Source organism: Cellulomonas sp. WB94 (assembly GCF_003115775.1).
In the GTDB taxonomy this organism is placed as follows: domain Bacteria; phylum Actinomycetota; class Actinomycetes; order Actinomycetales; family Cellulomonadaceae; genus Cellulomonas_A.
Window position 1 is genome coordinate 425,199 of sequence record NZ_QEES01000002.1, and the last position, 24,899, is coordinate 450,097.

At 74.3% G+C, this 24,899-nt stretch carries 23 protein-coding genes and 1 pseudogene; 10 read left to right on the forward strand and 14 right to left on the reverse strand.

What is annotated here, in order from left to right; genetic code table 11:
• Window positions 1-139: 139 nt before the first annotated feature.
• The 5 genes from DDP54_RS18495 to moaA all read left to right on the forward strand — a co-directional run bounded on the left by DDP54_RS18495 (window position 140) and on the right by moaA (window position 3,248).
• The gene (locus DDP54_RS18495) at window positions 140-439 is read left to right on the forward strand and encodes a flavodoxin domain-containing protein (protein ID WP_242448190.1); all 300 of its coding nucleotides are present in this window, start codon (window positions 140-142) and stop codon (window positions 437-439) included.
• Complete coding sequence (locus tag DDP54_RS18500) at window positions 436-660, forward strand: hypothetical protein (protein WP_242448191.1); 225 nt, start codon at window positions 436-438, stop codon at window positions 658-660. The genes DDP54_RS18495 and DDP54_RS18500 overlap by 4 nt, the downstream gene beginning before the upstream one ends.
• Window positions 661-793: 133 nt before the next feature.
• Window positions 794-1,696 (forward strand): universal stress protein, encoded by a 903-nt coding sequence (locus tag DDP54_RS03110; protein ID WP_109130513.1) that lies wholly within the window; start codon window positions 794-796, stop codon window positions 1,694-1,696.
• A 65-nt stretch (window positions 1,697-1,761) separates the two neighbouring features.
• Window positions 1,762-2,259, forward strand: a complete 498-nt coding sequence (locus tag DDP54_RS03115) for a MogA/MoaB family molybdenum cofactor biosynthesis protein (protein WP_109130514.1) — start codon at window positions 1,762-1,764, stop codon at window positions 2,257-2,259.
• Window positions 2,259-3,248, forward strand: a complete 990-nt coding sequence (moaA, locus tag DDP54_RS03120) for a GTP 3',8-cyclase MoaA (RefSeq protein WP_197711296.1) — start codon at window positions 2,259-2,261, stop codon at window positions 3,246-3,248. The genes DDP54_RS03115 and moaA overlap by 1 nt, the downstream gene beginning before the upstream one ends.
• Before the next feature lie 71 nt (window positions 3,249-3,319).
• Here the strand turns inward: moaA and DDP54_RS03125 are convergent, their stop codons facing one another.
• The 12 genes from DDP54_RS03125 to DDP54_RS03180 form a co-directional block, all read right to left on the reverse strand.
• Window positions 3,320-3,556 (reverse strand): MoaD/ThiS family protein, encoded by a 237-nt coding sequence (locus DDP54_RS03125; protein ID WP_109130516.1) that lies wholly within the window; start codon window positions 3,554-3,556, stop codon window positions 3,320-3,322.
• Between the two features lies 1 nt (window position 3,557).
• Window positions 3,558-3,887, reverse strand: coding sequence for a DUF6457 domain-containing protein (locus DDP54_RS03130; protein ID WP_109130517.1), 330 nt, complete (start codon window positions 3,885-3,887; stop codon window positions 3,558-3,560).
• Window positions 3,884-4,645 (reverse strand): NTP transferase domain-containing protein, encoded by a 762-nt coding sequence (locus tag DDP54_RS03135; protein ID WP_109130518.1) that lies wholly within the window; start codon window positions 4,643-4,645, stop codon window positions 3,884-3,886. Before DDP54_RS03135 ends, DDP54_RS03130 begins: the two co-directional genes overlap by 4 nt.
• Window positions 4,642-5,868 carry a gephyrin-like molybdotransferase Glp gene (gene glp, locus DDP54_RS03140; protein WP_109130519.1) on the reverse strand — a complete coding sequence of 409 codons (1,227 nt, stop codon included), beginning with the start codon at window positions 5,866-5,868 and terminating at the stop codon, window positions 4,642-4,644. Before glp ends, DDP54_RS03135 begins: the two co-directional genes overlap by 4 nt.
• A gap of 83 nt (window positions 5,869-5,951) precedes the next feature.
• Window positions 5,952-7,502 carry an FAD-dependent oxidoreductase gene (locus tag DDP54_RS03145; protein WP_109130520.1) on the reverse strand — a complete coding sequence of 517 codons (1,551 nt, stop codon included), beginning with the start codon at window positions 7,500-7,502 and terminating at the stop codon, window positions 5,952-5,954.
• Entirely contained in the window at window positions 7,499-9,712 is a 2,214-nt protein-coding gene (locus tag DDP54_RS03150; RefSeq protein WP_109132313.1) for a molybdopterin oxidoreductase family protein, read from the reverse strand. The genes DDP54_RS03145 and DDP54_RS03150 overlap by 4 nt, the downstream gene beginning before the upstream one ends.
• Window positions 9,712-11,100, reverse strand: a complete 1,389-nt coding sequence (locus DDP54_RS03155) for a nitrate/nitrite transporter (protein ID WP_109130521.1) — start codon at window positions 11,098-11,100, stop codon at window positions 9,712-9,714. The genes DDP54_RS03150 and DDP54_RS03155 overlap by 1 nt, the downstream gene beginning before the upstream one ends.
• A 158-nt stretch (window positions 11,101-11,258) precedes the next feature.
• Complete coding sequence (nrdI, locus tag DDP54_RS03160; RefSeq protein ID WP_109130522.1) at window positions 11,259-11,735, reverse strand: class Ib ribonucleoside-diphosphate reductase assembly flavoprotein NrdI; 477 nt, start codon at window positions 11,733-11,735, stop codon at window positions 11,259-11,261.
• An 89-nt stretch (window positions 11,736-11,824) separates the two neighbouring features.
• A complete protein-coding gene (locus tag DDP54_RS03165) occupies window positions 11,825-12,457 on the reverse strand; it encodes an FMN reductase (RefSeq protein WP_109130523.1) in 633 nt (210 codons plus the stop codon).
• A complete protein-coding gene (locus DDP54_RS03170; RefSeq protein WP_109130524.1) occupies window positions 12,454-13,611 on the reverse strand; it encodes an LLM class flavin-dependent oxidoreductase in 1,158 nt (385 codons plus the stop codon). Before DDP54_RS03170 ends, DDP54_RS03165 begins: the two co-directional genes overlap by 4 nt.
• Before the next feature lie 111 nt (window positions 13,612-13,722).
• Window positions 13,723-14,733: a glucose-6-phosphate dehydrogenase (coenzyme-F420) gene (gene fgd, locus DDP54_RS03175; RefSeq protein WP_109130525.1), complete on the reverse strand. Its 1,011-nt coding sequence runs from the start codon at window positions 14,731-14,733 to the stop codon at window positions 13,723-13,725.
• Between the two features lie 88 nt (window positions 14,734-14,821).
• Window positions 14,822-15,598 (reverse strand): alpha/beta hydrolase, encoded by a 777-nt coding sequence (locus DDP54_RS03180; RefSeq protein ID WP_197711297.1) that lies wholly within the window; start codon window positions 15,596-15,598, stop codon window positions 14,822-14,824.
• A 14-nt stretch (window positions 15,599-15,612) separates the two neighbouring features.
• On the opposite strand from DDP54_RS03180, the gene DDP54_RS03185 reads away from it, so the two are divergent.
• On the forward strand, window positions 15,613-15,903 hold the full coding sequence (locus DDP54_RS03185; protein ID WP_109130526.1) for a hypothetical protein: 291 nt from the start codon (window positions 15,613-15,615) through the stop codon (window positions 15,901-15,903).
• 39 nt (window positions 15,904-15,942) lie between these two features.
• On the opposite strand, the gene DDP54_RS18875 is transcribed toward DDP54_RS03185, so the two are convergent.
• Together DDP54_RS18875 and DDP54_RS18880 are read right to left on the reverse strand one after the other, a co-directional pair.
• Entirely contained in the window at window positions 15,943-17,739 is a 1,797-nt protein-coding gene (locus DDP54_RS18875) for an aldehyde dehydrogenase family protein (RefSeq protein ID WP_347338491.1), read from the reverse strand.
• Between the two features lie 308 nt (window positions 17,740-18,047).
• A pseudogene (locus DDP54_RS18880) lies at window positions 18,048-19,382 on the reverse strand (proline dehydrogenase family protein); the annotation flags it as partial.
• Window positions 19,383-19,391: 9 nt separating this feature from the next.
• Between DDP54_RS18880 and DDP54_RS03195 the strand changes: the two are divergent.
• The 4 genes from DDP54_RS03195 (at window position 19,392) to DDP54_RS03210 (ending at window position 24,888) form a co-directional block, all read left to right on the forward strand.
• Window positions 19,392-20,180, forward strand: a complete 789-nt coding sequence (locus tag DDP54_RS03195) for an aldo/keto reductase (RefSeq protein ID WP_197711298.1) — start codon at window positions 19,392-19,394, stop codon at window positions 20,178-20,180.
• Window positions 20,181-21,344: a M15 family metallopeptidase gene (locus DDP54_RS03200; protein WP_109130527.1), complete on the forward strand. Its 1,164-nt coding sequence runs from the start codon at window positions 20,181-20,183 to the stop codon at window positions 21,342-21,344.
• Between the two features lie 228 nt (window positions 21,345-21,572).
• Entirely contained in the window at window positions 21,573-22,214 is a 642-nt protein-coding gene (locus tag DDP54_RS03205; protein ID WP_242448192.1) for a hypothetical protein, read from the forward strand.
• A 1-nt stretch (window position 22,215) separates the two neighbouring features.
• Window positions 22,216-24,888, forward strand: coding sequence for a hypothetical protein (locus tag DDP54_RS03210; RefSeq protein WP_109130528.1), 2,673 nt, complete (start codon window positions 22,216-22,218; stop codon window positions 24,886-24,888).
• The last annotated feature ends 11 nt before the right edge of the window (window positions 24,889-24,899 follow it).

The window sequence follows — 24,899 nt, forward strand, 5'->3', positions numbered from 1 at the left end:
CCGGTGCCCGCCGAGAATCCGCAGGACCTTCGGGTCGCGGACGTGGCACGTTGGGGTGTGCGGTCGGGCCGTTCGTCCCTGTGTGGGCCCGCGGGCCGGGGCCAACCTGGAACCGGTTCCCAGCGACGGAGGTGGAGCGATGCGCGCAGTGGTGGTCGTCGAGTCGATGTTCGGCAACACCCGACAGGTCGCCGAGGCGATCGCGGACGGCCTGCGCCCCACGGTCGAGGCCGAGGTCGTCGACGTCGGAGTGGCCCCCGAGACGATCGACCCCGAGGTCGGGCTCCTCGTCGTGGGCGGTCCGACGCATGCGTTCGGGATGAGCCGACCTGCGAGCCGAACGCAGGCCCTGCAGGAGGCGGGCACGCCGGGCGGGTCGCCCGACGTCGGCATGCGCGAGTGGCTCGAGCACCTCGCGCCCTCGCGCCGGGCGTCGTGACCGCGACGTTCGACACCCGGATGAAGTCCCGCTGGGCGGGTTCCGCGGCCGCGAGCGCCAGCAAGCTGCTCCGCCGCCGCGGCGTCCAGACGAATCAGCCCGCCCACAGCTTCGTGGTGACGGACAAGCCCGGCCCCCTCGCGCCCGGCGAGCTCGACCGCGCCAGGGCGTGGGGCACCGAGCTCGCCAGACTCGCGGGCACCCCGGCAACCGGCGCCTGAGGGCCGCCGAGCAAGCGATCTCGCACGTCACAGCCAGGACAGGCCGGGACCGTGGCCCCTCGACAACACCCCTCACCTGTGGGCAAGGTGGACGGACCGGCACCTACCGGCACCGATCAGGAGGTGGGTTCTCATGCGCGCCGACGGCCCCGTGGTGATCGCCCTGGACGGCTCGCCGCACAGTGAGCACACGCTCGAGTGGGGGCTGCACGAGGCCTCGCTGCGCGGCGCCGACGTGGTGCTCGCGCGCGCATGGACCGACCCTCGCGACCTCGTCGAGTGGAGCTGGTACCCGATGGTCGACGCCGAGCTCGACGCCGAGACCACCACCTACCTGAGCGAGAAGCAGGCCGTCGCCCTCGACCGCTACCCCGAGCTGACCGTCACGACCCGCTCGGTGCGCGGCGGAGAGGTCCCCGTCCTGCGCGAGCTGAGCGCGGCCGCCCAGCTTCTCGTCGTCGGTGCGCGCGGGCGGGCTGGTCACCTGCGGATGGGCTCCATCGCCGCACATCTCGCGGCGCACTCGCGCTGCGACGTCGCCGTCGTGCGCGGCGGCGAGGAGTCGTGGCCGGTGCCCGGCGCGCCGGTCGTCACCGGGGTCGACGGCTCACGCGCGTCCCTCGCGGCTGCCGAGGCTGCCGCGCGCGAGGCGTCGATGCGCTCGGTGCCGCTCGTCGTCGTCCACGCGCGTCCGACCATCTCCGACCCGTACGGGCGCGGCATGCCCGCACTGTCTGCCCGGGCCGCCACCGACGTCGACGTGAACGACCCGACGCACCGCGCCGCGCAGGCCGTCGGCACCCGGCTCCGCACCCAGCATCCCGGCCTCGAGGTGCGTGTCGCGCTCCTGGACGACGACCCGGCCCACGCGCTCGTCGAAGCCTCCAAGGAGGCCGTCCTCGTCGTCGTCGGGTCGCGCGGGCTCGGCGCCTTCCGCGGGATGCTGCTCGGTTCGGTCAGCTCCGACGTCGTCCGCAACGCAGCCTCCACGGTGCTCGTGCTGCACGACGGGCTCCACGACGGGCCGCCCGACTGACCCAGCGCCAGTCACCGGGACCCTCAGCCCACAGACCCCCGGCCGACGTTCTGTACTGTCGGTGCATGCCTGCTTCCGCGCCGCCCGGACCGCGCGCGACAGTCGTCGTCGTGTCCGACCGCAGCGCGAGCGGTGAACGGGCCGACCGCTCCGGCCCGCGCGCCGTCGAGATCCTGCGCGCCGCCGGCCTCGAGGTCGGCGATCCGGTCGTCGTCCCCGACGGAGCCGAGTCGGTGGGCCGCGCCCTCGGCGCCGCGCTCGACGCCGGCGCCCGCGTCGTCGTGACGAGCGGCGGGACCGGCGTCGGCCCGCGCGACCTCACACCCGAGGGCACCCGCCCCCTGATCGACCGCGAGCTGCCCGGGCTCGCCGACGCGCTGCGCCGCAACGGTGAGGCCCACGTCGCGACCGCCGTCCTCTCGCGCGGGCTCGCCGGGGTCAGCGCGTCGGGTGCCGTGATCGTCAACCTGCCGGGGTCACCGGGCGGCGTCGAGCAAGGCCTCGACGTGCTGCTGCCGCTGCTCCCCCACCTGCTCGACCAGCTCGCCGGAGGAGACCACTGATGCTCGTCGACCGATTCGGCCGCGAGCACCGCGACCTGCGCATCTCGCTGACCGACCGCTGCTCGCTGCGCTGCACCTACTGCATGCCGGCCGAAGGCGTGCCGTGGCTGCGCGGCCCCGACCTCATGACGACCGCCGAGCTCGTGCGCATCGCGACGGTCGCGGTCGCGGAGGGCATCACCGAGGTCCGCCTCACGGGCGGTGAGCCGCTGCTGCGGCCCGACGTCGTCGAGATCGTGGCCGCCCTGACCGCGCTGAGCGGGCCCAGCGGCCCCCCCGAGGTGTCGCTCACGACGAACGCGCTGCGGCTCCCGGCCCTCGCCACGCCGTTGGCCGACGCCGGTCTCTCGCGCGTCAACGTCAGCCTCGACACGCTGCGACGCGACCGGTTCAAGGAGCTCACGCGGCGCGACCGCCTCACGGACACCCTCGCGGGGATCGCCGCAGCCGACGTGGCGGGCCTGCACCCGATCAAGCTCAACGCCGTCGTGATGCGTGGCGTCAACGACGACGAGGTCGTCGACCTCGTGCGGTACGCGGTCGACCACGGCTACGAGATGCGGTTCATCGAGCAGATGCCGCTCGACCCCGGCCACACGTGGCTGCGGGAGGCGATGGTGACCGGGACCGAGATCCTCGAGCGCCTGGCTGCCGCCTTCACGCTCACCGAGGTCACCGGCCGCGGCTCGGCGCCCGCCGAACGCTGGGCCATCGACGGCGGGCCGTCGACCGTCGGCGTGATCGCGTCGGTGTCCGCGCCCTTCTGCGGGGCGTGCGACCGCGTGCGGCTCACCGCCGACGGACAGCTGCGGTCCTGCCTGTTCGCGCGCACCGAGAGCAACCTGCTGGGCCTGCTGCGCGACGGCGCCGACGACGCGGCGCTCGCCGCAGCGCTCCACACCTGCCTCGCGGGGAAGCTGCCGGGCCACGGCATCGACGACCCGACGTTCCTGCAGCCCGACCGCCCCATGAGCGCGATCGGCGGCTAGCCGGTCGGTGACGGCTCAGCTGGTCGGGGACAACTCACCTGGTCGGTGACGGCACAGCCGGTCGGGACAGCTCAGCCGCCGGCGAACGGCGGCAGCACGTCCACGACGTCGCTCGGCGCGATGGCAGCGCTGTCGTCCGACCGCACCCCGTCCACGAGGATGGAGCACCGGGTGAGCACCTGCTCGAGCTCGCCACCGTGCGCGGCGATCATGAGGGTCCGGAGCTCGCCGACCGTGCGGGCCGCGAGCTGCTCGGCCTCGGTACCGGCGGCCTCGGCGGCTCCGGCGAAGTAGCGCACGAGCGACACGTCACACCCTCCCGTCGAGCCGAGCGAGACGGTCCTGCCACTGCTCAGCGAGCATCGTGGTGCGTTCCAGCGCGTCACGCAGCGCCGCCGGACGCCCCTCGGCGGGACCCTGAGCCGCGGCGTACCCGACGAGGAACGTCGTCAAGGACCCGGCGGGCCTGCCGACGCAGCCTGCCGCGGCGGCGGCCGCGTCGAGCACCGCCGAGACGTCCAGGACGTCCGGGCCGACCCCGAGCTCGACCGCGAGGTCCTGCAGCCAGGCGTCGAGGGCGGACGCGGGCGCGTCGGGGTGGAGCGGTCCGGGTTCGATGTCGAGCTGGTGGTCGGTCACGCTTCGCCTCCCGCGTCGGGCCGTGCCTCGGACATCAGACCGGGTCGTGCGTCGGCCTGTCCCGTCATCGTGCCACGCGTCGTGGTGCTCGCGGCAGGACCCTTGGCCTCGAGCGCCGCCACGTCGGCCCACGTGTCGACGTCCACGCCATGGTGCTCGACGTCGGCGACGCGGACGAGGTCGAGCGCATCGACGAGCGCCCGGACGGACGCCCCACGCACCCCGTCTCGTCCCGCGCCTGCGCCCCCACCCGCACCGAGCCGAGCCACGGCGGCGTCGAGAGCGACCCGCCGGTAGAGACCCACGAGCGGCTGGTCGCGCCCGTCGTCGTCGACGAGCACGACCCCGTCGCACGCCCGGGACGATGAACCGGTCCCGCCGGGGCCCGCAGCATCGACGACGGCGTCGACGGCGCCGACGAGCAGCGGCACCGCGCCGGCCACCCGCGGGACGTCGCACGCCAGCACGAGCACCCACTCCGGCTCGGCGCCGTCGCGGAGGATAGCGAGCCCCGCGGCGAGCCCCGCCACGGGGCCGCCGTCGGGAGGGTCCTCGAGGGTGCGCGTCACGCCGTCCGGCACAGCGAGCGTGTCGGGACCGACGACGACGACGCGCCGGACGTCGGGCCCATCGACCGCGCCCAGCACGTGCGCCAGCAACCGACGACCGCCAACCACCACGTCGGGCTTCGAGACGCCGCCGAGCCGTCGCGCGCGCCCCCCGGCGAGCACGAGGGCGTCGTACGACGGAGGTGTCACGCGATGATCCGGAAGGCGGTCACCATCTCGCCGGGGCGCACCTCGGTCACGTCGGCGGGCACGACCGCGATCCCGTCCGCCGCAGCCAGGCTGGCCACGAGGTGGGAGCCCGACCCGCGCGCGGCGGCCGGTCGCGCGACGACCGTCCCGTCGGGGTCGGTGACGAGGGTCACCGGCATGTGCTGCTCACGACCCGTGGGCGAGGACCAGCCGGCCCCGACGCGAGCGAGCAGGGTCGGTCGGAGCAGGTCCGTCCCGGTCAGCCCGCGCAGCGCGAGGATCGCCGGACGCACGAACGCCTCGAAGGACACGAACGCGCTGACCGGGTTGCCCGGGAGGGAGATCACGGGGGTGCCGTCAGCGAGGCGCCCGTAGCCCTGGGGCTTGCCGGGCTGCATCGCGACCGACACGAAGAACATGCCGTCCATCGGTGCGAGCACCTCCTTGACGACGTCGTACGCGCCGACGCTCACGCCACCTGACGTGACGATGAGGTCCACGGTCCCGGCGGACTCGAGCGCCTCCGCGAGCGCGTGCGCGTCGTCCGGCACGGCACCGAGGCGGTGCACCTGGGCACCCGCGGCGCGGGCCGCAGCAGCGAGGAGGTAGGAGTTCGAGTCGGGGATCTGCCCGCGCCGCGTCGCGACACCAGGCGTGACGAGCTCCGAGCCCGTCGAGATGACGACGACGACCGGCCGGCGGTGGACGAGGACCTCGGGGCGCCCGACCGCGGCGACGGCCGCGATCCGGTACGGGGTGAGCTCCTGGCCCGCACGGAGCACGACGTCGCCTGCCGCGACGTCCTCCGCGACTCGCCGCACGTGGCGACCGACCGACGCGGGCGCGCGCACCTCGACCTGCTCGGTACCGCCGTCCGTGTCCTCGACGGGCACGACGGCGTCCGCACCCGGCGGCACGGGAGCGCCCGTCATGATCCGGGCAGCGGTCCCCGCACCGATGACGGGCGCCGCGTCGGTCCCCGCGGCGAGGTCGGCGACGACGCGCAGTCGCACCGGGGCGGCCGCCGACGCCCCCGCGACGTCCGCGGACTGCACGGCGTACCCGTCCATCGCCGAGCCGTCGAAGCGCGGCAACGCCTCGTGCGCGGTGACGTCACCTGCGAGGACCAGCCCGGCGGCGTCCTCCAGCGCGAACGTGACAGCAGGTGTCGGCGTGATCTGGTCGAGCACAGCCTCGCGGTGCTCCGTGACCGTGCGACTCATCGAACCTCCCCGGTGCGGTAGCCACCCACGCTAACGGCCCGGGACCGGCTCCGGGGGTAACCGGTTCCACGTGGCGGGCGCGCTCACCGCGCTGCCCGTCCCCCGCTCAGTCCGCCGCTGACCCGGGACGACCGCTCCGGGTCCGTCGTCGCGAGCCAGTCGAGCAGGCCGCACACCATGTCCGTGCAGCCGCCGCAGCCGGTCGTGGCCCGGGTCGCACGGGCGACCTCCTCGACCGTGTCGTGGCCCTCCCGCCAGCACGCCACGACCTCGCCCTTCGTCACCCCGTTGCAGCGGCACACCGTCGTCCGGTCAGGCATCAGGGTCGGCGAGGCGGCCGGCACGGGGGCGCCCGCGACCGGGCGCACGAGGAGCTGAGCGGGGTCCGACGGGGCCGGCGTCCCGTGCGTGTACGCCGCGGTGAGGTCCGCGGCGACCGGGCCGGCGCCGACGCAGGTCGCACCGACGACCCGCCCGTCGGCCACGACGACCTCGACGTGCCGCCCCGCGACAGGGTCGGACAGCAGCACCGAGCGCGAGCCGGAGATCTCGGCCCGACGAGACCCGCTGACCCCCATCGACACGACGTCGAGGCCCGCCGCCTTGAGCCGCACGACGTCGGTGCCGCCAGCGCGGAGGGGTACGGGGTCCGGCGCGCCCGCGTCGACGGCTCCACCGGGTTCGTCGGGTCCGACGGGTCCGACGGTCAGGGAGATCGCGAGCCGACGCGCCTGGTCCCAGCCCTGCGCGATGAGCCCGGTGCCGCCCTCGGGGGGCTGCGCGCAGTCGCCGATCGCGAACACGCGCGGGTCGGCGGGTGTCGCGAGACCGGGCCCGACGACGATGCCGCGGCCCACGTCCAGACCGGCGAGCTGGGCGATCCGCGTCTCGGCGACCGTCCCCGCGGCCAGCACGAGCAGCTCGCACGCGATCACCTCGCCACCCTCGAGCCGGATGCCCGCGACCCGCGCGTCGTGCACGAGCGCCTCCTGCGTCCGGGCGGCAACCCGGAGCCCGATGCCGAGCGTCGCGAGCCCGCTCGCGACGGTCGCCGCGGCCCCGGCATCGAGCTGGCGGTCCATCAGGTGCGGGCCACCGTGCACGACCGTCACCGCGAGCCCTCGGCGCGCGAGCCCGCATGCGACCTCCAGCCCGAGGACGCCCGCGCCGACGACGACGGCCACCCGCGCGTTGACGGTCGCCGCGACGATCTCGCGGGCGTCGTCGAGCGTGCGCAGCGCGTGCACCCCGGCCGGCAGCTCGCCGTCGGGGCCGAAGCCGTGCAGGTCAGGGATCCGTGCCCGTGCGCCGGTCGCGAGGACGGCCACGTCGTACGGGTGCAGCCCGCCGTCGGAGTCGACGGCGACGCGTCCGGACCGGTCGAGCGCCACGCAGGCCCGACCGGGAAGCACGCGGGTGCGCGCACGGACCGTCCGCGGCAGGGACAACGACGCGACGTCGATCTTCCCGGCGACGACCTCCGAGAGCAGCACCCGGTTGTACGGCTCGTACTCCTCGGCGCCCAGCACGGTCACGTCGAACCGGCCGTCGCGGTCGCGCGCATGCAGGTCGTCGGCGAACCGGGCACCGACCATGCCGTGCCCGATCACGACGACCCGCGTCGCGCCGGTCATGCCGCCGCCCCCGCACCGGTGGGGAGCGCACGCTCCTGCGGACCGTCGTCGGACACGTCGTCGTACGGGTTGTCGCACGCCTCGATCGAGACCGCGCACACCTTGAGGCCGGGCATCCCCGACACCGGGTCGGTCGCATCCGACGTCAGGTGGTTCACGCTGCCCTCGCCCGCCCAGTGGAACGCCATGAAGACCGTGTCGATGCGCACGGCGTCGGTCACCCGCGCACGAGCCACCGCGCGCCCGCGTGCCGAGTCGAGGCGGACCCACGCACCGTCCTCGATGCCGTACCGCTCGGCGAGCAGCGGGTGGATCTCCACGAGGGGCTCCGGGGCCGCGCGCACGAGCTCGGGGACGCGCCGAGTCTGCGCCCCCGACTGGTACTGCGCGAGCACCCGCCCGGTCACCAGGTAGACGGGCGCGCCGGGGTGGACGTCGTCGACGGTGCCGGTGTGGTCGACCGCCACGAGGCGCGCGCGGCCGTCGGCGGTCGGGAAGTCACGCGTGAACAGCCGCGGCGTGCCGGGGTGCGGGGGCTCACCCTCGGGGGTCGCGGGGCACGGCCAGAACAGGTCCGGCTCCGCGTCGAGGCGCGCGTGGCTGAGGCCGGAGTAGTCGGCACGACCGCCCGCGCTGGCCCGGGCGAGCTCGTCGAACACCTCGGCGGGGTCCGTCGGGAAGCGCACCGGTGAGCCGAGGCGGCGGGCCAGGTCGGCGAGGATGTCGAGCTCGCTGCGGACGCCTGCCGGGGCGTGGAGCGCGCGTCGGCGGCGCAGGACGCGGCCCTCGAGCGAGGTCATCGTGCCCTCCTCCTCGGCCCACTGGGTCACCGGGAGGACCACGTCGGCGAGCAGCGCGGTCTCGGACGGCACGAGGTCGCACACGACGAGGAGGTCGAGCGCCGCGATCCGCTCGCGCACCCGGTCGGCGTCGGGCGCGCTGACAACGATGTTCGAGCCGTGCACGAGCAGGGCGCGCGGACCGGCGGGGGTGCCGAGCCGGGCCAGCAGCTCGACGGCCGGCAGGCCGGAGCGTGGCAGGTCCGCGGGGTCGACGCCCCACACGCCGGCGACGTGCGCCCGCGCGACGTCGTCCTCGATCGAACGGTACCCAGGCAGCTGGTCAGCCTTCTGGCCGTGCTCGCGACCGCCCTGGCCGTTGCCCTGACCGGTGATCGCGCCGTACCCGCTGCCCGTGCGCCCGGGCAGGCCGAGCAGCAGGGCGAGGTCGATCGCCGCGGTCACGGTCGCTGTGCCCTGCGTGCTCTGCTCGACGCCCCGGCCGGTCAGGACGTAGGCGCCCGCTCCGCCGCTCGACGGCGACGCGGCCGCGAGCAGCCGGGCGACCGCACGCAGCGTCTCGGCGGGGACGCCGCTGACCTGCTCGGCGCGCTCGGGCCACCACGACGCGACGGAGCGACGCAGGTCGTCCAGCCCCGTGGTGCGGCGCTCGACGTACGCCGCGTCCTCCAGCCCTTCCGCGAGCACGACGTGCATGAGCGCGAGCAGGACGACAAGGTCCGTCCCCGGCACCGGCTGCACGTGGGTCCCCCGGCCGTCCGACGTGAGGTCGGCCGTCGCGGACCGCCGCGGGTCGACGACGACGAGCCCGCCCGCGGCCCGGACGCCCGCCAGGTGCTGCACCGACGGTGGCATCGTCTCGGCGACGTTCGAGCCCAGCAGCAGCACGGCCTGCGCTCCACCGAGGTCCTCGAGCGGGAACGGCAGCCCGCGGTCGATGCCGAGCGTCCGGTTCGCGCCGGCCGCCGCGCTCGCCATGCAGAACCGACCGTTGTAGTCGATGTTCGGCGTGGCGAGCACGGCACGGGCGAACTTGCCGAGCGTGTAGGCCTTCTCGTTCGTCAGGGCGCCGCCGCCGAACACCGCCACGGTCTCCGGGCCGCTCTCGGCCCGCAGCTCACGCAGCCTGCGAGCCACGAACCCGAGGGCCTCGTCCCAGGTCGCGAGACGCAGCCGGCCGTCGGTCCGCAGCAGCGGCGTCGTCAGCCGGTCCGGGGTGCGCAGGAGGCTCGCGCTCGTCCAGCCCTTCTGGCACAGGCCGCCCCGGTTCGTCGGGAAGTCGCGTCCTGACACCGTGACCGGGCTCCCGCCGGCCGCCGCGACGGAGGCGTCCGTCGAGACGGCCGGCGTGAGCTGCATCGCGCACTGCAGCGCGCAGTACGGGCAGTGCGTGTCGGCGGCGCCCGTCATCAGACCGCCGCCGCCGCCATCGCCGCGCCACGCCGGTGGTAGACGGCCCACGCGACGACCGACATGACGACATAGAGGCCGATGAACACCCAGAGCGCCGCCTCGAGGCCGCCCGTGCGCGACGTCGACATCGCGAAGCCGCGCGGGATGAGGAAGCCGCCCAGCGCGCCGATCGCCCCCGCGATGCCGATGCACCCGGCGGCCGCCTTGGCAGCCCGGTCGAGCGCCGCCGCGCCGACGACCCCGGCCCGGAAGACCGCCGGGATCATGCGGTACGTCGACCCGTTGCCGACTCCCGTCGCGACGAACAGGACGAGGAACGACGTGAGGAAGAGCCCGAACGAGTGCGACCGCAGCGCGGCGATCGCCCCGAGCGCCCCGAGCGCCATCGCGACGAACGAGGCGATCGTCACGCGCGTGCCGCCGAGCCGGTCGGCCAGCTTGCCACCGAGGGGCCGTGCGAGCGAGCCGACGAGCGCGCCCAGGAACGCGATCGACGCGGTGACCTCGGGGAACTGGCCCTTGAGAAGCGTCGGGAAGGCACCCGAGTAGCCGATGAACGAGCCGAACGTGCCGATGTACAGGAACGAGATGATCCACGTGTGCCGCGTGCGGGTCGCCGCGGCGAACGCCCGGTAGTCAGCCTTGGCACTCGTCAGGTTGTCCATGAACCGCCACGCGACGAACGCCGCGAGCAGCACGAACGGGATGAACATCAGGCCGGCCCGCTCGAGCGAGAGCCCCGCGCCCGCGACGATCACGAGCGGCACGGCGAACTGCACCGCGGCGGTCCCGAGGTTGCCGCCCGCCGCGTTGAGGCCGAGCGCCGTGCCCTTCTCGCGAGCCGGGTAGAAGAACGAGATGTTCGCCATCGAGGACGCGAAGTTGCCGCCGCCGACCCCCGCGAGCGCCGCGATCGCGAGCATGACGCCGAACGGCGTCTCGGGTCGCTGCACGGCCCACGCGATCGCCGACGTCGGCAGGAGCAGGAGCAGCGCGGACACGATCGTCCAGTTGCGGCCGCCGAAGCGCGGGACGGCGAACGTGTACGGGATCCGCAGCGTCGCACCGACGAGGCTCGGCACCGCGATGAGCCAGAACATCTGGTCCACGCTGAAGGCGAAGCCCGCAGCGGGCAGCTGCGGCACGACGATGCTCCAGACCGCCCACACCGCGAAGCCGAGGAACTCCGCCAACACGGAGGCTGCGAGGTTGCGCTGGGCGATGCGGCGGCCGCCGTCGGCCCAGAACGTCGGGTCCTCGGGATCCCAGCGGTCGATCCAGCGCCCGCGCGCCGAGTGCGTCCTGCCGAGCGGGACGACGGGGTCGGTGATCGTCGTGGGTCCGGCGACCGTGCCGACGGGGGTCACGGTGGTGGGAGTCGCCATCACTGCCTCCTGGAGGGTCGGCCCCGGTCGGGCCGTCGCCTCGACGTTAGGAAGCGGTTGTTACGCCTCGCTCCCTCGCTCGTGACGCGCGTGGAAACCTCCGCGCACACCCGGCGCGCGCCGTCCGTGAGATCCCGCGAGAGCACGGGGCCGCCGGGTCAGTCGGCGGGACGCTCCGTCGGGGTCTCGTCGTGCGGGGTCACGGCGTCCGGGGCCGCGTCGTGCGCCGCGAGTGCCTCGTCCAGCTCGGCCATGAGGCGCCGGCACTCCTCGACGTCCCACGGCGTCCCGGACAGCTCGAACTCGAAGAGCACCGGCCGGCCCGAGCGCGCCGCCACGACCCGGCACGCGCGCTGGTAGTGCACCCCGAAGTTCCGGTTGCCGCTGCCGATGACCCCGACCATGCGCCGACGGTTGACGTCGGACGCGAGGAAGCGCAGGACGCCCTCGGGCACGGTGTCGTTGCGGTCGTTGCCGGACTTGTACGACGGTGTGAGCAGCACCCACGGACCGTCGGCCTCGCTCAGCCGGTGCTCCCGGTCCGCGAGGTTGAACACGGGCCGACCGAGACGCTCGGCGAACGAGCGGACCAGGCCGCTCGACGACGAGTAGTAGTAGATCGGTGTCTGGCGCATGGCCTGCCCAGCAAACCAGCCCTGGGACCCCGCCGCGAGGACGATGGTCCTCGACTCAGCACCCCGGCAGGCTCAGCGCCCCGGCAGACTCAGAGCCCCGCGATGAGGTCGGCGAACGAGGTGGGGTTCGCGAACGGGTCGGAGACGCGGTGCGGCGACCGTGCGGCGACGAGGTCGGCGAGCTCACCGGCGGCGCGCTCGACCCGCACCTGGAGCGGCGGGACGTCGTCGGGCACCTGCTCGGCGCTCGTCGCGCCGAAGTCCTCGGTCGCGCCGAACACCGACGTCGGCACCACGACGGCGTGCAGGTACGTGAACAGCGGGCGCAGGGCGTGCTCGAGCGCGAGCGAGTGCCGGGCGGTCCCCGCGGTCGCGCCGAGCAGCACCGGCATGGCGGCCAACGAGCCGGGCTCGAGGACGTCGAAGAAGGTCTTGAACAGCCCGCTGTAGGAGCCCGAGAAGATCGGCGAGACGGCGATGACGCCGTCCGCCTGCACGACTGTGTCGATCGCTCGCTTCAGGTCCGCGGACGCCAGGCCGGTCAGCAGCATGTTCGTCAGGTCGTGCGCGTGCTCGCGCAGCTCGACGACCTGGACGTCCACGTCGATCCCCCGCTCACGCAGCGAGGTCGCGGTCGCCTCGGCGAGCCGGTCGGCGAGCAGCCGCGTCGAGGACGGCTGGCGCAGCCCGCCCGCGACGACGGCGATGGTGCGGCGGCTCATCGCGAGACCCCCGCGCTCTCGGGCTCCGGAGACGCGCCGGTGACGTCGTCGGGCGCGGCGTAGACCGTCGCGTCCTTCGAGCCGCCGGCCGCCGCCACGAGCGACGTGTGCGTCGGGGCGTCCGGCACGTGCGCCGGGCGGCCGATCGCGAGCTCCTTGCGCAGCACCGGGACGACCTCCCCACCGAGGATGTCGAGCTGCTCGAGGACCGTCTTGAGCGGCAGGCCCGCGTGGTCCATGAGGAACAGCTGGCGCTGGTAGTCGCCGACGTGGACGCGCATCGCGGCGTACCGGTCGATGACCTCCTGCGGGCTGCCGACCGTGAGCGGCGTCTGGGCGGTGAACTCCTCCATCGTCGGGCCGTGGCCGTAGACGGGGGCGTTGTCGAAGTACGGGCGGAACTCGCGCTTGGCGTCCTGGCTGTTCGCGCGCATGAAGACCTGACCGCCGAGGCCGACGATGGCCTGGTCGGCGGACCCGTGGCCGTAGTGCTCGAAGCGGCGGCGGTACAGCGCGACCATCTGCTGCGTGTGCTCGATGGGCCAGAAGATGTTGTTGTGGAAGAACCCGTCGCCGTAGAAGGCGGCCTGCTCGGCGATCTCGGGGCTGCGGATGGAGCCGTGCCACACGAACGGCGCGACGCCGTCGAGCGGGCGCGGGGTCGCGGTGAAGGACTGCAGCGGCGTGCGGAACTTGCCCGACCAGTCGACGACCTCCTCGTCCCAGAGCCGGCGCAGCAGCGCGTAGTTCTCGATCGCGAGGTTGAGGCCCTGGCGGATGTCCTTGCCGAACCACGGGTAGACCGGGCCGGTGTTGCCGCGGCCCATGATGAGGTCGATGCGGCCGTCCGCGAGGTGCTGGAGCATCGCGTAGTCCTCGGCGATCTTCACCGGGTCGTTCGTCGTGATCAGCGTCGTGGCCGTCGACAGCTGCAGCGTCGTGGTCTTCGCGGCGATCCAGCCGAGCATCGTGGTCGGCGACGAGGGCACGAACGGCGGGTTGTGGTGCTCACCGGTCGCGAAGACGTCGAGCCCGACCTCCTCGGCGTGCAGGGCGATCGTCATCATCGCCTTGATGCGCTCGTTCTCGGTCGGGGTGCGACCCGACACCGGGTCGGTGGTGAGATCCCCGACGGTGAAGATTCCGAACTGCATGTGACCGCTCCTGCCATCCGATGTTGTACAACATTCAACCATCTGGTCAGCAGAACCTCAACCCCTGCGGCGGTATTCCCCGATCGGCAGTCCGGCGGGCCGTCGCGCGGGCTACACGACGAGCGCGCGCAGCCGCGGCAGGACCTCGGTCGCGTACAGCTCGAGGAACCGCGGCTGGTCCGGGCCGGGCGCATGGAACACCAGGTGCCGGAACCCGAGGTCCAGGTACTCCTGCGCGCGCCGGACGTGCTCCTCGGGGTCGGTCGAGACGATCCAGCGGGACGCGACGCGCTCGATCGGCAGCGCGTCGGCCAGGCGCTGCATCTCGACCGGGTCCTCGACCCCCGTCTTCTCCTCCGGGGTGAGCGCGAGCGCGCCCCAGAACCGCGTGTCCGCGAGCGCGCGGTCGGGGTCGTCGTCGAACGACACCTTCATCTCGATGAGCGTGTCGACGTCGCCCGCGACGCGTCCCGCCTTCTCGAGCCCCTCGGCCAGGGCCGGCACGAGCGTGTCTTCGTACAGCGTGCGCGGCTTGCCTGACGTCGTGATGAAGCCGTCCGCCATCCGCCCCGCGAGCCGTGTCGCGGCCGGGCCGGACGCACCGATGTAGATCGGCACGGGCGACTCGGGGCGGTCGTACACCGTCGCGTTCTCGGTGCGGAAGTACGTGCCCTCGAACGTGACGCGGTCCTCACGCCACAGCTGCTGGATGAGCTGCACCGACTCCTTCAGCCGGGCGAACCGCTCCTTCATGTCGGGCCACTCGATGCCCAGCGGCACCTCGTTGAGCGACTCCCCCGAGCCCACGCCGAGCACGATCCGACCCGGGAACATCACGCCGAGCGTCCCGAACGCCTGCGCGACGACCGCGGGGTGGTACCGGAAGCTCGGCGTGAGCACCGACGTGCCGAGGATGATCCGCTCGGTCCGCGCGCCAACGGCCCCGAGCCACGGGATCGCCGCCGGCGCATGCCCGTCGTCGTGCCGCCACGGCTGGAAGTGGTCGGAGATGAACACCGAGTCGAACCCCGCCTGCTCGGCCAGCACCGCGTAGTCGGCGAGCTGCGCCGGCCCGAACTGCTCTGCGGACGCCTTGTACCCGAACCGGACCTGACCCGTCATCGTGATCTCCCTCGTGCGTCGACGTCGCGTCCATCATCGTCGCCGACGCAGGTGAACGGCGTGTTGCACGCCGGGATCGTCGGAGGCGTCAGGCCGCCGCGGGCAGGTGCGGTGCGGGCAGGTGCAGAGCCGGCAGGTGCAGCGAGGGCAGGTGCAGCTCGTGGAGCGCGTCGAGCAGGATCCGGTTGAACGCGACCGGCTGGTGGGTGTTGACGTCGTGACCCGCGCCGGGCACGACCAACAGCCGGGTCCCCGGCCGGGCGGCGCCGAGGTACCGCCGCTCGTCGAGCCGCAGCGGGTCGCGCCGACCGTTGACGAGCCACACGGGCACGTCGAGGCCGCGGAGGTCCGCGAGCGGCGAGTACCCCGTGAGCACCCTCAGCATGTCGGTGACGACCGACCAGTCGTCGCCGCCGATGTCGAGGGTCCGCGTCACGTGGCCGGCGAGCCGGCGGTACGCGCCGATCGGCTTGCCGCGGATCTCCGTCGAGCACCCCGCGAGGACGACGCCCGCCAGCGCGCCCTCGCGCCGCGCGGCGTACGCGAGCGAGGTGTACCCGCCGAGGGAGAGGCCGACGAGCAGCGGCGGGACGGCGCAGCCGGCCACGGCCTCGTCGATCGCCGCGAACGCAGCCTCGGCCGTGAACCGCTCACCGGCACGCGCACCGTGACCGGGCAGGTCGATCGCGACGCCGCGGTGCCCACGCCGAGCGATCGCGTCGACCTGGGAGGACCAGATCGCCGACGACGTGCGGACTCCGTGGACGAAGATGACGGGACGCGGGATGACGGGGCTCTTCTCGGGGGCTGGCGGGGCTGCTGGCTCGATGGTAAGCCGCGCTCCTGGGCGGACCCTGGGTGCCATGGCATCCTGCGGGCATGCCGTCGTACCGCATCACCCTCGGCGTCGGCGCCCTGCGCGCCGGGACCGACCCGCAGACCGTCCTGCCCGCCGCTGCTGCCGCCGCGCGCGAGCTGACGGTCGTCGAGGCCTGGGACCTGGCCGTCGTGCGCGGCGAGCCCCGCATCACCGTCCGCTTCACGGCCGACGACGACGAGGGCGCGACGCACGTCGGCCGCCACACGAACGCGGTCGTCGAGACGCTCGCGGACGTGCTCGCCCCGCAGCTGACCCGCAGGTGGGGAGCACGCTGGTACCCGGTGCGCTGACCCCCCGGACGCCGGGCGCAGACCCCGGCACGTCGGGCGTCAGCCCGCGTCGACCCGCTCGGCGATGTGCCCGAACCGGTGCGCGGTGCGGCTGATCGCCTGCTCGCGCAGGACGCACAGCAGCTCACGGCGACCGCTCGCCAGGACCGGCTGGTCGAGCACCGTGACGTCGCCGACCCGGGTCCGGGCCGCCTCGCGCAGGCCGGGCGCGGTCCCGATGACCCGGATGCGCCCGTGCACGCGACCTGCCGCGACCCGTGCCGCGAACGCCGCATCGTCCTCGTTGCCCTCGCGGCTGATCGCGACGGGCACCCGGGCCCGGGCCGCCGCCGCGAGCACCCGCATGACCTCGCGCTCGCGCGCGCCGGCGCCGACCCGCAGGGTCAGGTGCGGCACCGGGCGGTAGCGGAAGATGTTGGCCTCCGCGCGCAGCCCGCTCGGGTCGTGCTCGCGGCCGAGCTCGAGGTCCCAGCACCGCTCGTCGTCGGCCTCGGCCCACGCCAGCCAGGCCGCGTCGTCGGTCGGGACGTCCGGAGCGTCGGACCAGAGGCCGAGCTGGGCGACATAGTTCGGGCCGCCGGCCTTGGCCCCGGGCCCCACGACGGACGCCTTCCACCCACCGAACGGCTGCCGGTTCACGATCGCCCCCGTGATGTGCCGGTTGACGTAGGCGTTGCCCACCTCGACCCGGTCGAGCCAGTGGTCGATCTCGTGCTCGTCGAGCGAGTGCAGCCCGCCCGTGAGACCGAACGCGACGGCGTTCTGCAGCTCGATGGCCTCGTCGAGCGTCGCGGCCCGCATGACCCCGAGCACAGGCCCGAACACCTCGGTCGTGTGGAAGAACGAGCCGGCCTCGACGCCGCTCTTGACCCCGGGCGTCCACAGCCGCCCCTCGTCGTCGAGCTGTCGCGGCTGCACGAGCCACTGCTCCCCCGGGTCGAGCGTGGTGAGGGCGCGCAGGAGCTTGCCGGCGGCGGGCTCGGTGAGCGGGCCCATGGTGGTCGCCAGGTCCGTCGCGGGCCCGACGGCGAGCGAGGCGACCGCGTCCGCGAGCTGGCGGCGCAGCCGCCGGGACGTCCCGGCCGACCCGACGAGGATCAGCAGCGACGCCGCCGAGCACTTCTGGCCCGCGTGGCCGAACGCCGACCGCACGACGTCGGCGACCGCGAGGTCGTGGTCGGCCGAGGGCGTCACGATGATCGCGTTCTTGCCCGACGTCTCCGCGAGCACGTCGAGGTCGGTGCGCCACGACGAGAACAGCCGCGCGGTGTCGATCGACCCGGTCAGGACGACGCGCGCGACGGCAGGGTGGGTCACGAGTCGCCGGCCGGCGCTGCTCTCGGTCGCGAGCAGCACCTGCAGCAGGTCGCGCGGCACCCCGAGCTCGTCCATGGCGCGGTGGATCGCCCCGACAGCCACCTGCACGCATCGCGGGGTCACGTGGGACGGCTTGACGAGCACCGGGGACCCGGCCACGAGCGCCGAGAGGATCGAGCCGACGGGGATCGCCACCGGGAAGTTCCACGGCGGCGTCACGACCGTCAGGCCGTGCGGACGGTAGGTCGCCCCGGGCACGCTCCCGTCGGCGAGGAGCTCGGCCTGGTCGGCGTAGTACCGGGCGAAGTCGACGGCCTCGCTGACCTCGGGGTCGGCCTCGGCGACGGTCTTGCCCGCCTCCTGGACCATCGTCGCGACGAGGTCGCCGCGCGCCTCCTCGAGGTGGACGGCGGCGCGGCGCAGCACGTGGGCGCGCTCGGCGGGCGACGTGCTCGCCCAGACCTCCTGGTGCAGCTCGGCGCGCGCGACGGCCGCGTCGACGTCGTCGGTCGTCGCCACGGGGGTTCCCGGGGGACGACGACCTGGCGCACGAGCACGTCGGCGGCCCAGTCGCGGGACGCGGCGACCGCAGGGTCGGTGTCGGCGGCGTTGACGAACGGGTCGCCCGGTGCGGCCTCGACCGGTGCGGGACGCGGACCGCGCCGCGGCGTCGTCGCCGGCTCCTCGAGCCGCCGCACCGAGGAGATGAAGGCTGCGCGCTGCCCCGCGAGCCCGTGGCCGGCTTCATCCTCCGGGGTGAACATCGCTGCCAGGAAGTTCTGCGGCGCGGCGTTCTCCTCGAGCCGCCGGACCAGGTAGGAGATCGCGACGTCGAAGTCGGACCGCGCGACGACGGGCGTGTAGAGCAGGACGGGACCGACGACGTCCCGCACCGCACGGGCCTGCGCGGGCGCCATCCCCTGGAGCATCTCGATGTCGAGCGCCTCCGAGACACCGCGGTCGTCCGCCAGGAGGTGCGCGAGCGCGATGTCGAACAGGTTGTGGCTCGCGACACCGACCCGGACGTCGCGCGTGCGCTCGGGCCGCAGCGCGCGGTCGAGCAGGCGCACGTAGTTGGCGTCGACGTCGGGCTTGTCGGGGTAGGGCGCCTGCTCCCAGCCGTGCAGCTCGGCCTCGACCTGCTCCATCGCGAGGTTCGCCCCCTTGACCAGACGGACCTTGATCCGCGCACCGCCGAGCGCGCGCCGTCGGGCCGCGATCTCGCTCAGCTCGTCGAGCGCCCCCGACGCGTCGGGAAGGTACGCCTGCAGGACGATCCCCGCCTCGAGCCCCAGCAGCTCGGGGTCGAGGAGCAGCCGCTCGAACACCTGCACCGTGAGCGCGAGGTCGCGGTACTCCTCCATGTCGAGGTTGAGGAACGTCGCGTGCCGGGCGGCGGCGAGGTACAGCGGGCGCAGCCGCGCGACGACCCGGTCTCGGCTGCCCGCGGTGTCCCACGTGGACAGCTGGCTCGCCACGGATGACACCTTGACCGACACGTAGTCGACGTCGGGCCGCCGGACCAGCTCCTGCACCCGCTCGAGCCGCCGGACAGCCTCGGTCTCCCCGAGGACGGCCTCGCCCAGCAGGTTGAGGTTGAGCCGGAACCCGTCGGACGCGGCCCGCGCGATGTGCACCGCGAGGTCGTCGCCCGCATCGGCGACGAGGTGCCCGACGATCTGCCGCAGCCGGAGCCGCGCCGCCGGCACGACGGCCCGGGGCAGCAGCGGTGCCAACGGCGCACCGAGCGTGAGCAGCGTCCGGTCGACCGGGCCGAGGAACCCGCGCGCCGCAGAGGCGTAGCCCGTCAGGGCGGCGAGCTCGCGCGCGGCGACGCGCTCGTCGTCGGGGCGCGCGACGCGGTCGATGAACCGGACCGCGAGCTCGAGGCCCGCCGGGTCGGAGACGAGGGCGGCGAGCCGGCCGGTCGTCCGCTGCTCGCTCGCGGTCTGGCCCGCGGCGCTCGCCGCGATCCACCGCTCGGCGAGCTCGAGGGCGGCCACGGTCAGGGAGGTCGGGCTGGTCTGCATACTCACCTCTTCTACTCCCTGTGGGTGCCGTCCGCGAGAGGCCGCGCCCGGTCGGTGCTGCTCGGCGGCTGCTCGGCGGCTGCTCGGCGCGAGCGACAGCCCCCAGGGACACCGACCGGGCCGACCCTGCATGATGGTCCGGTGACTGCTGCACCGATCCCGACCCTGGCGCTGCGAGGCGCCGACATCCCGCTCCTCGGACTCGGCACCTGGCGGGCCGAGGGCGACGGCGCCGTGCTCGCCACGGCGACCGCCCTCGAGCTCGGCTACCGCCACATCGACACCGCGACCGGCTACGGCAACGAGGCCCAGGTCGGTCGCGGGCTGCGGTCGTCGGGCGTGCCGCCCGACGAGGTGTTCCTCACCACGAAGCTCCCACCGGAGCGCGCCGGCCGCGAGCGCGCGACGCTCGAGGAGTCGCTGATCGACCTCGGCACCGACCACGTCGACCTGTGGCTCGTCCACTGGCCGCCGAACAAGCAGGCCACGCCCTCCACGTGGGAGAAGTTCATCGAGCTGCGCGACGAGGGCCTCGTCCGCGCGATCGGCGTGTCGAACTACTCGGTCGCGCAGATCGACGAGCTCATCGCCGCGACGGGCGAGGCGCCCGCGATCAACCAGGTCCCGTGGAGCCCCACGGACTACGACGCGCAGCTGGTGGCCGACCATGCCGCACGCGGGGTCGAGCTCGAGGGGTACAGCCCGCTGCGGCGCACCGACCTCACGCACCCGACCCTCGTCGAGGTCGCGGCCACCCACGGGGTGAGCCCCGCGCAGGTCGTGCTGCGCTGGCACCTCGACCACCACGTCGTCGTCATCCCCAAGTCGGTCCACCGCGACCGCATCGCCGCCAACCTCGACATCCTCGGGTTCGCGCTCACGGCCGCCGAGCTGGCGCGCATCGACGAGATCGGCGTGCGGGCAGGCTGAATGGCGAGCCACGAGAGGCCCGACACCGCATCGAGGGACGCTCAGCGCTCCTCGACCGGCCCCGCGCGGCGCGGACTGCTGACGTGGGTGGCTCCGGTCGTCGCGCTCGCCGTCGTGCTCGTCGTCGTCGCGGCGTCGTTCGCGGTGGTGCAGGTCCGCGCAGCGCGTGCGGCGGATGTCCGGGCGGCGACGCAGCGAGCAGCCGAGGCCGACGCGACGCTCGCGGCCCAGGTCGCCGCCGAGGCGGCCGCTGCGCGCACCGAGGCGGCTCGGCTCGCGCGCGAGGCCGGCCTCGCCGCCGAGCGCGGCGCCGCCGTCACGACGGTCCAGGCCCAGGTCGCGGCAGCCGAGCCGGTCCTCACGGCATCCGACGGCAAGGTCGAGGACGACACCGTGCGGCAGGCGCTCGCGACCGCCATCGAGGCGGCGCGCGCGGCGATCACGGCCGCCGCCGAACCGGCGGCCCCGACGGCACCCGACGCCGCAGCGATCCTCGCCGCGGGCACGGCCGTCGACACGGCCCGCGCCGCCGTCGAGGCCGCTCAGGCAACCTGGCAGCAGGCCGCAGATGCTGCCGCGGCCGCCGCCGCTGCGAAGAAGTCGTCGACCGCGAGCCCGCAGCCCGAGACCGGCACGTCGGCAGGCGACCTCGCTGCCGCAGCAGCAGCCGCGAAGGCCAAGGCGGCCGCACGGGGCGTGCCGGTCTGGGTGACGTCGGTCCCCACGGCGCCCGGCGACGGCTCGAACGGCCACATGCCGATGTCGTCGATGTGCCTGATCGGCTGGGGAACCGATCAGATCGGCAGCCCGCAGTACCTGCGCTGCGACGCAGCGGATGCGCTGACGCGGCTCAACGACGCGTTCCGCGCCCGCTTCGGCGAGCAGCTCGCGATGGATCTCACCTACCGCTCGTACGACGAGCAGGTGCGGATCGCCGCCTACTACGGCGCACTCGCGGCGAAACCCGGCACGTCGTCGCACGGTCTCGGCACTGCCCTCGACGTCCAGGAGTGGCCCGACGTGTACGGGTTCGGGACCGAGCGGTACGCGTGGCTCGTGGCGAACGCGCCGACGTTCGGATGGTTCGCGCCGGCCCGGGTGCGCGAGTCCGGCGCGTACCCCGAGTACTGGCACTACGAGTACGGCCCGGGCCGTACGAGCTGACCGACGCGCCCACCTGCGTGGAAGCGCGCTCGGGCGCGCCGAATGTCACGGTCCGATAACGATCTGGGGCACTAGGACCAAAGTACCTAGTACTCACTGTGCTAGGTGTCTGGGCCGCTGGTAGACATTGGCTCCACTTCCCCGGGGGGCTCCCGAGACCGGCAACGCCGCCGGTCCGCGCCCCCGGACGACCGCTCCTTCCGCGCCCTTCACCACAACGAGGTGGTCATGAATCGACACGTGCTCGCGGGGATCTTCCTCGCCGTCCTGGCTGCACTGATCGTCCTGCTCTCCGGATTCCTCGGACCCGACGTCCAGGGGGTCGCGCTGCTCGGCGCAGCCCTCGGCGGCGCGCTGGGCCTCGTCCCGGACCGCTCCCCCGCGCAGCGCGCCGGAGCGTTCGCTGTCGGTTTCGTCGCCGCCTGGATCGGCTACCTGCTGCGTGCCGCGACCCTGCCCGACGCGCCGAGCGGCCGCGCCGTGGCCGTCCTCGTCGTCCTGCTCGTGTGCCTCGCCGTCGCGGCAGCGACCCGCGGCCGGCTCCCCCTGTGGGCCGCGCTCGTCGGTGCCGGTGCGATGGCCGGCTCGTACGAGGCGGCCTACGCCGCCGACCCGACCGCGTTCCTCGCGTCGTCCCCCGCGTCGGCGACTGCCGTCCTGCTCACGGCCGGGGCCGGGTTCGTGGCCACCTCACTCCTGGGTCCGAGCGTCGCCGACGACCGCGCGCAGGAGCGAGCGACGTCAGCCACGGCCGAGCAGGTTCACGAGGACGTCCGCGAGCCTGCCCGCGAGCCCATCCGGGACCGCGACCGCCAGCGGGTGGAACCCTCCCCCGTCTTCCGCTCCTTCGAGCCCACCCCGGAGGCCTGACGTGACCGCACGGACCACCGCCCCGCGCCCGCCCCGCCGTTCCGTCGTCAGCTCGCGCTCGCTCCGCCGCGTCGGGACAGCCGGCTTCGCCCTGCCCCTCGCGATCCTCGTCGCCTCGACGCCCGCGAGCGCCACCAGTGCGGCGACCACAGCCTCTACCGGTGACGTCGTCGTGACCAACACCGAGACCGTGCAGGCCCGGCTCGACGCGACCGGCAAGCAGCAGGAGGCCCGCGTCTACGAGCAGCTCACCTTCACGGGCCAGGGCAAGACCCACGTCACCAACCCCGTGTCGACCAAGGGCCTGCGCAACCTCGACGGCTTCGGCGGCTTCACGGTGGCCGACGGCGCGCTCACGACGGACGTCACCGTCGACGGCGAGCAGCGCCTGCGCACCGTCAGCGACCTCGACCACGCACTGCCGCTCGGCCTGTCCGTCGTCTACACGCTCGACGGCAAGGTCGTCAGCCCCGGCAGCGTGCTGGGGAAGTCGGGCACGCTCGAGGTCCGGTACACCGTCACGAACAAGACCACCCGGCAGGACACGGTCTCCTACGACGACGGCACCGGGACGCAGGTCTCGACGACCGCCGAGACGGTCGTGCCGATGATCGGTCAGCTCGTCACGACGCTGCCCTCGACGTTCACGGCGGTCACGTCGGGCGAGGCCAGCATCGCGGGCGACGGCCGCGGCGGCACGCTCATGACATTCCAGATGACCCTGTTCCCGCCGATCGGCTCCGCGACCGCCGAGTTCGGGTACACGGCGCAGATCACCCACGGGTTCGTCCCGCCCGCCAAGATGACCGCGCTGCCGGTCTCGCCGCTGACCAGCACGTCGTTCAAGGGCGGCTCGGCGAGCTACGCGAGCGGTGCTCAGGCCGGCGTCGACCTCACCGCGGGCGCGATCACGATCGACTCGAGCGTCCTCAAGCTGCGCGACGGCGCCGCGACCCTGCTCGACGGCCTCGTCCAGCTCCGCGACGGTGCCGGTCAGCTGTCCGCCGGCCTCAACGACGAGGCGGCGCCCGGTGCGGCGCAGCTCGCCGCGGGCCTGACGACGGCACACTCGGGTGCCGCCCGGCTGGCCGGCGGTGCGTCCACGCTCGCCGGCGGGCTCCTCCGGCTCCGCGACGGCGCCACCCAGCTGTCCACGGGGCTGAGCGCCACAGCGGTGCCCGGTGCCGCGCAGCTGGCAGCGGGCCTGACCACCGCGCACACCGGCGCATCGGCTCTCGCCGGCGGTGCGAAGCAGGTCGACACCGGCGCGCAGCAGCTCGCCGCCGGGAGCGCCCAGCTCGACGACGGGCTCAAGTCGGCAGGCAGCAAGGTGCCCGCGCTGCTCGCCGGGCTGACCCAGGTCGACGGGGGGCTCGCCAAGATCGACGCGGGGCTCGCTCAGCTCCAGGGCTCCGAGGGGCTGGCCAAGATGTCGGCCGGCATCGGCTCGAAGACGACGGCCGGGACACTCCTGTACGGCATCGACCAGCTCCGCACGCAGATCGCGGCAGCGGTCACCGGCCTCACGAACCTGCAGGGTGCAGCCGGCGCGGCGACCTCGTACGTCGGCAACGGCAGCGACCTGCGCGCGACGGCGACGGACGTCACGGCCGCCGCAGCCGACCCCGCCATGTCGTCGGCGACGAAGGACTCCCTGCTCGCCATCGCAGCGGCGCTCGGGACCCGCGCCACCGGGCTCGACAACGCAGCCACCTACCTGGCGGCAGTCAACGGCGGCCTGACGTCGCTCAAGTCCCAGATCGACCCCGCAGCGAACACCGCCCTGCTCACCATGGGCTGCGGCCTGAGCTCGGTGTCGTACGTCGGCGTCTGCGACCCGGCCAAGCCCGGGCTGCTCGAGGGCCTGAGCTCCGCGATCGCGGCGATCGGCAGCCCGGTCACGTCACCCACCGACCCGAAGGCCGCGACGTTGCGCGGCGGCCTCAGCCTGGCGCGCGGCGGTGTCGGGCAGATCTCGGCAGGCGGCCAGACGCTCGTCGACGGCCTCGGCCAGCTCTCGAGCGGCGCGTCCGCGCTCCGCACCGGTGCGGGCACGCTGGTCGGCGGGACGGGTCAGCTCGTGGCCGGGTCCGCCCAGCTCTCGGGCGGCACGGCGCAGCTCGAGACCGGTGCGGGAGCCCTGGCCTCCGGCCTGCGCACCGCGACCGCAGGGTCGACGACGCTCACCGAGGGACTCGCGACGGCGGCCGGCGGCGCACCCGCGCTCGCCGACGGCGCCGCGCAGCTCTCAGGTGGCACGGCCCTCCTGGCGACCGGTGCGGGCAGCCTCGCGTCCGGTCTCCGGACAGCCGCTTCGGGGTCGACGACCCTCGCCGACGGCCTCACGACCGCGGCGGACGGGGCACCTGCGCTCGTCGACGGCGCCGGGCAGCTCTCGGCGGAGGGCACCTCGGTGCTCGTGTCGAACGGGAAGGAGACCGCGGCCGACTACGGCGTGAAGTACGCGGTCATCGCAGCCGGCGCTCAGCGCGCGACGGACGAGGGCATGGCGTACGGGGCGCCGTCGGGCGCTGCGGGGGCCACCGCCTACTCGATCGAGATCGCCGGGGTCGACGGCGCGGGTGCCGGCAACGTGGGCCGGGGCTTCGCCTCGATCGCGCTGTTCGGCATCGGCTCGGTCGTCGCGACGCTCGTCCGGCGCCGCTTCGCCTGAGCCGCGAGCGC

Coding starts and splice junctions, on each gene's coding strand:
- DDP54_RS18495 (WP_242448190.1), top strand. CDS start 140: ATGCGCGCAGTGGTGGTCGTCGAGTCGATGTTCGGCAACACCCGACAG.
- DDP54_RS03110 (WP_109130513.1), top strand. CDS start 794: ATGCGCGCCGACGGCCCCGTGGTGATCGCCCTGGACGGCTCGCCGCAC.
- DDP54_RS03115 (WP_109130514.1), top strand. CDS start 1,762: ATGCCTGCTTCCGCGCCGCCCGGACCGCGCGCGACAGTCGTCGTCGTG.
- moaA (WP_197711296.1), top strand. CDS start 2,259: ATGCTCGTCGACCGATTCGGCCGCGAGCACCGCGACCTGCGCATCTCG.
- glp (WP_109130519.1), bottom strand. CDS start 5,868: ATGAGTCGCACGGTCACGGAGCACCGCGAGGCTGTGCTCGACCAGATC.
- DDP54_RS03145 (WP_109130520.1), bottom strand. CDS start 7,502: ATGACCGGCGCGACGCGGGTCGTCGTGATCGGGCACGGCATGGTCGGT.
- DDP54_RS03150 (WP_109132313.1), bottom strand. CDS start 9,712: ATGACGGGCGCCGCCGACACGCACTGCCCGTACTGCGCGCTGCAGTGC.
- DDP54_RS03155 (WP_109130521.1), bottom strand. CDS start 11,100: ATGGCGACTCCCACCACCGTGACCCCCGTCGGCACGGTCGCCGGACCC.
- nrdI (WP_109130522.1), bottom strand. CDS start 11,735: ATGCGCCAGACACCGATCTACTACTACTCGTCGTCGAGCGGCCTGGTC.
- DDP54_RS03165 (WP_109130523.1), bottom strand. CDS start 12,457: ATGAGCCGCCGCACCATCGCCGTCGTCGCGGGCGGGCTGCGCCAGCCG.
- DDP54_RS03170 (WP_109130524.1), bottom strand. CDS start 13,611: ATGCAGTTCGGAATCTTCACCGTCGGGGATCTCACCACCGACCCGGTG.
- fgd (WP_109130525.1), bottom strand. CDS start 14,733: ATGACGGGTCAGGTCCGGTTCGGGTACAAGGCGTCCGCAGAGCAGTTC.
- DDP54_RS03180 (WP_197711297.1), bottom strand. CDS start 15,598: ATGGCACCCAGGGTCCGCCCAGGAGCGCGGCTTACCATCGAGCCAGCA.
- DDP54_RS03185 (WP_109130526.1), top strand. CDS start 15,613: ATGCCGTCGTACCGCATCACCCTCGGCGTCGGCGCCCTGCGCGCCGGG.
- DDP54_RS03200 (WP_109130527.1), top strand. CDS start 20,181: ATGGCGAGCCACGAGAGGCCCGACACCGCATCGAGGGACGCTCAGCGC.
- DDP54_RS03205 (WP_242448192.1), top strand. CDS start 21,573: ATGAATCGACACGTGCTCGCGGGGATCTTCCTCGCCGTCCTGGCTGCA.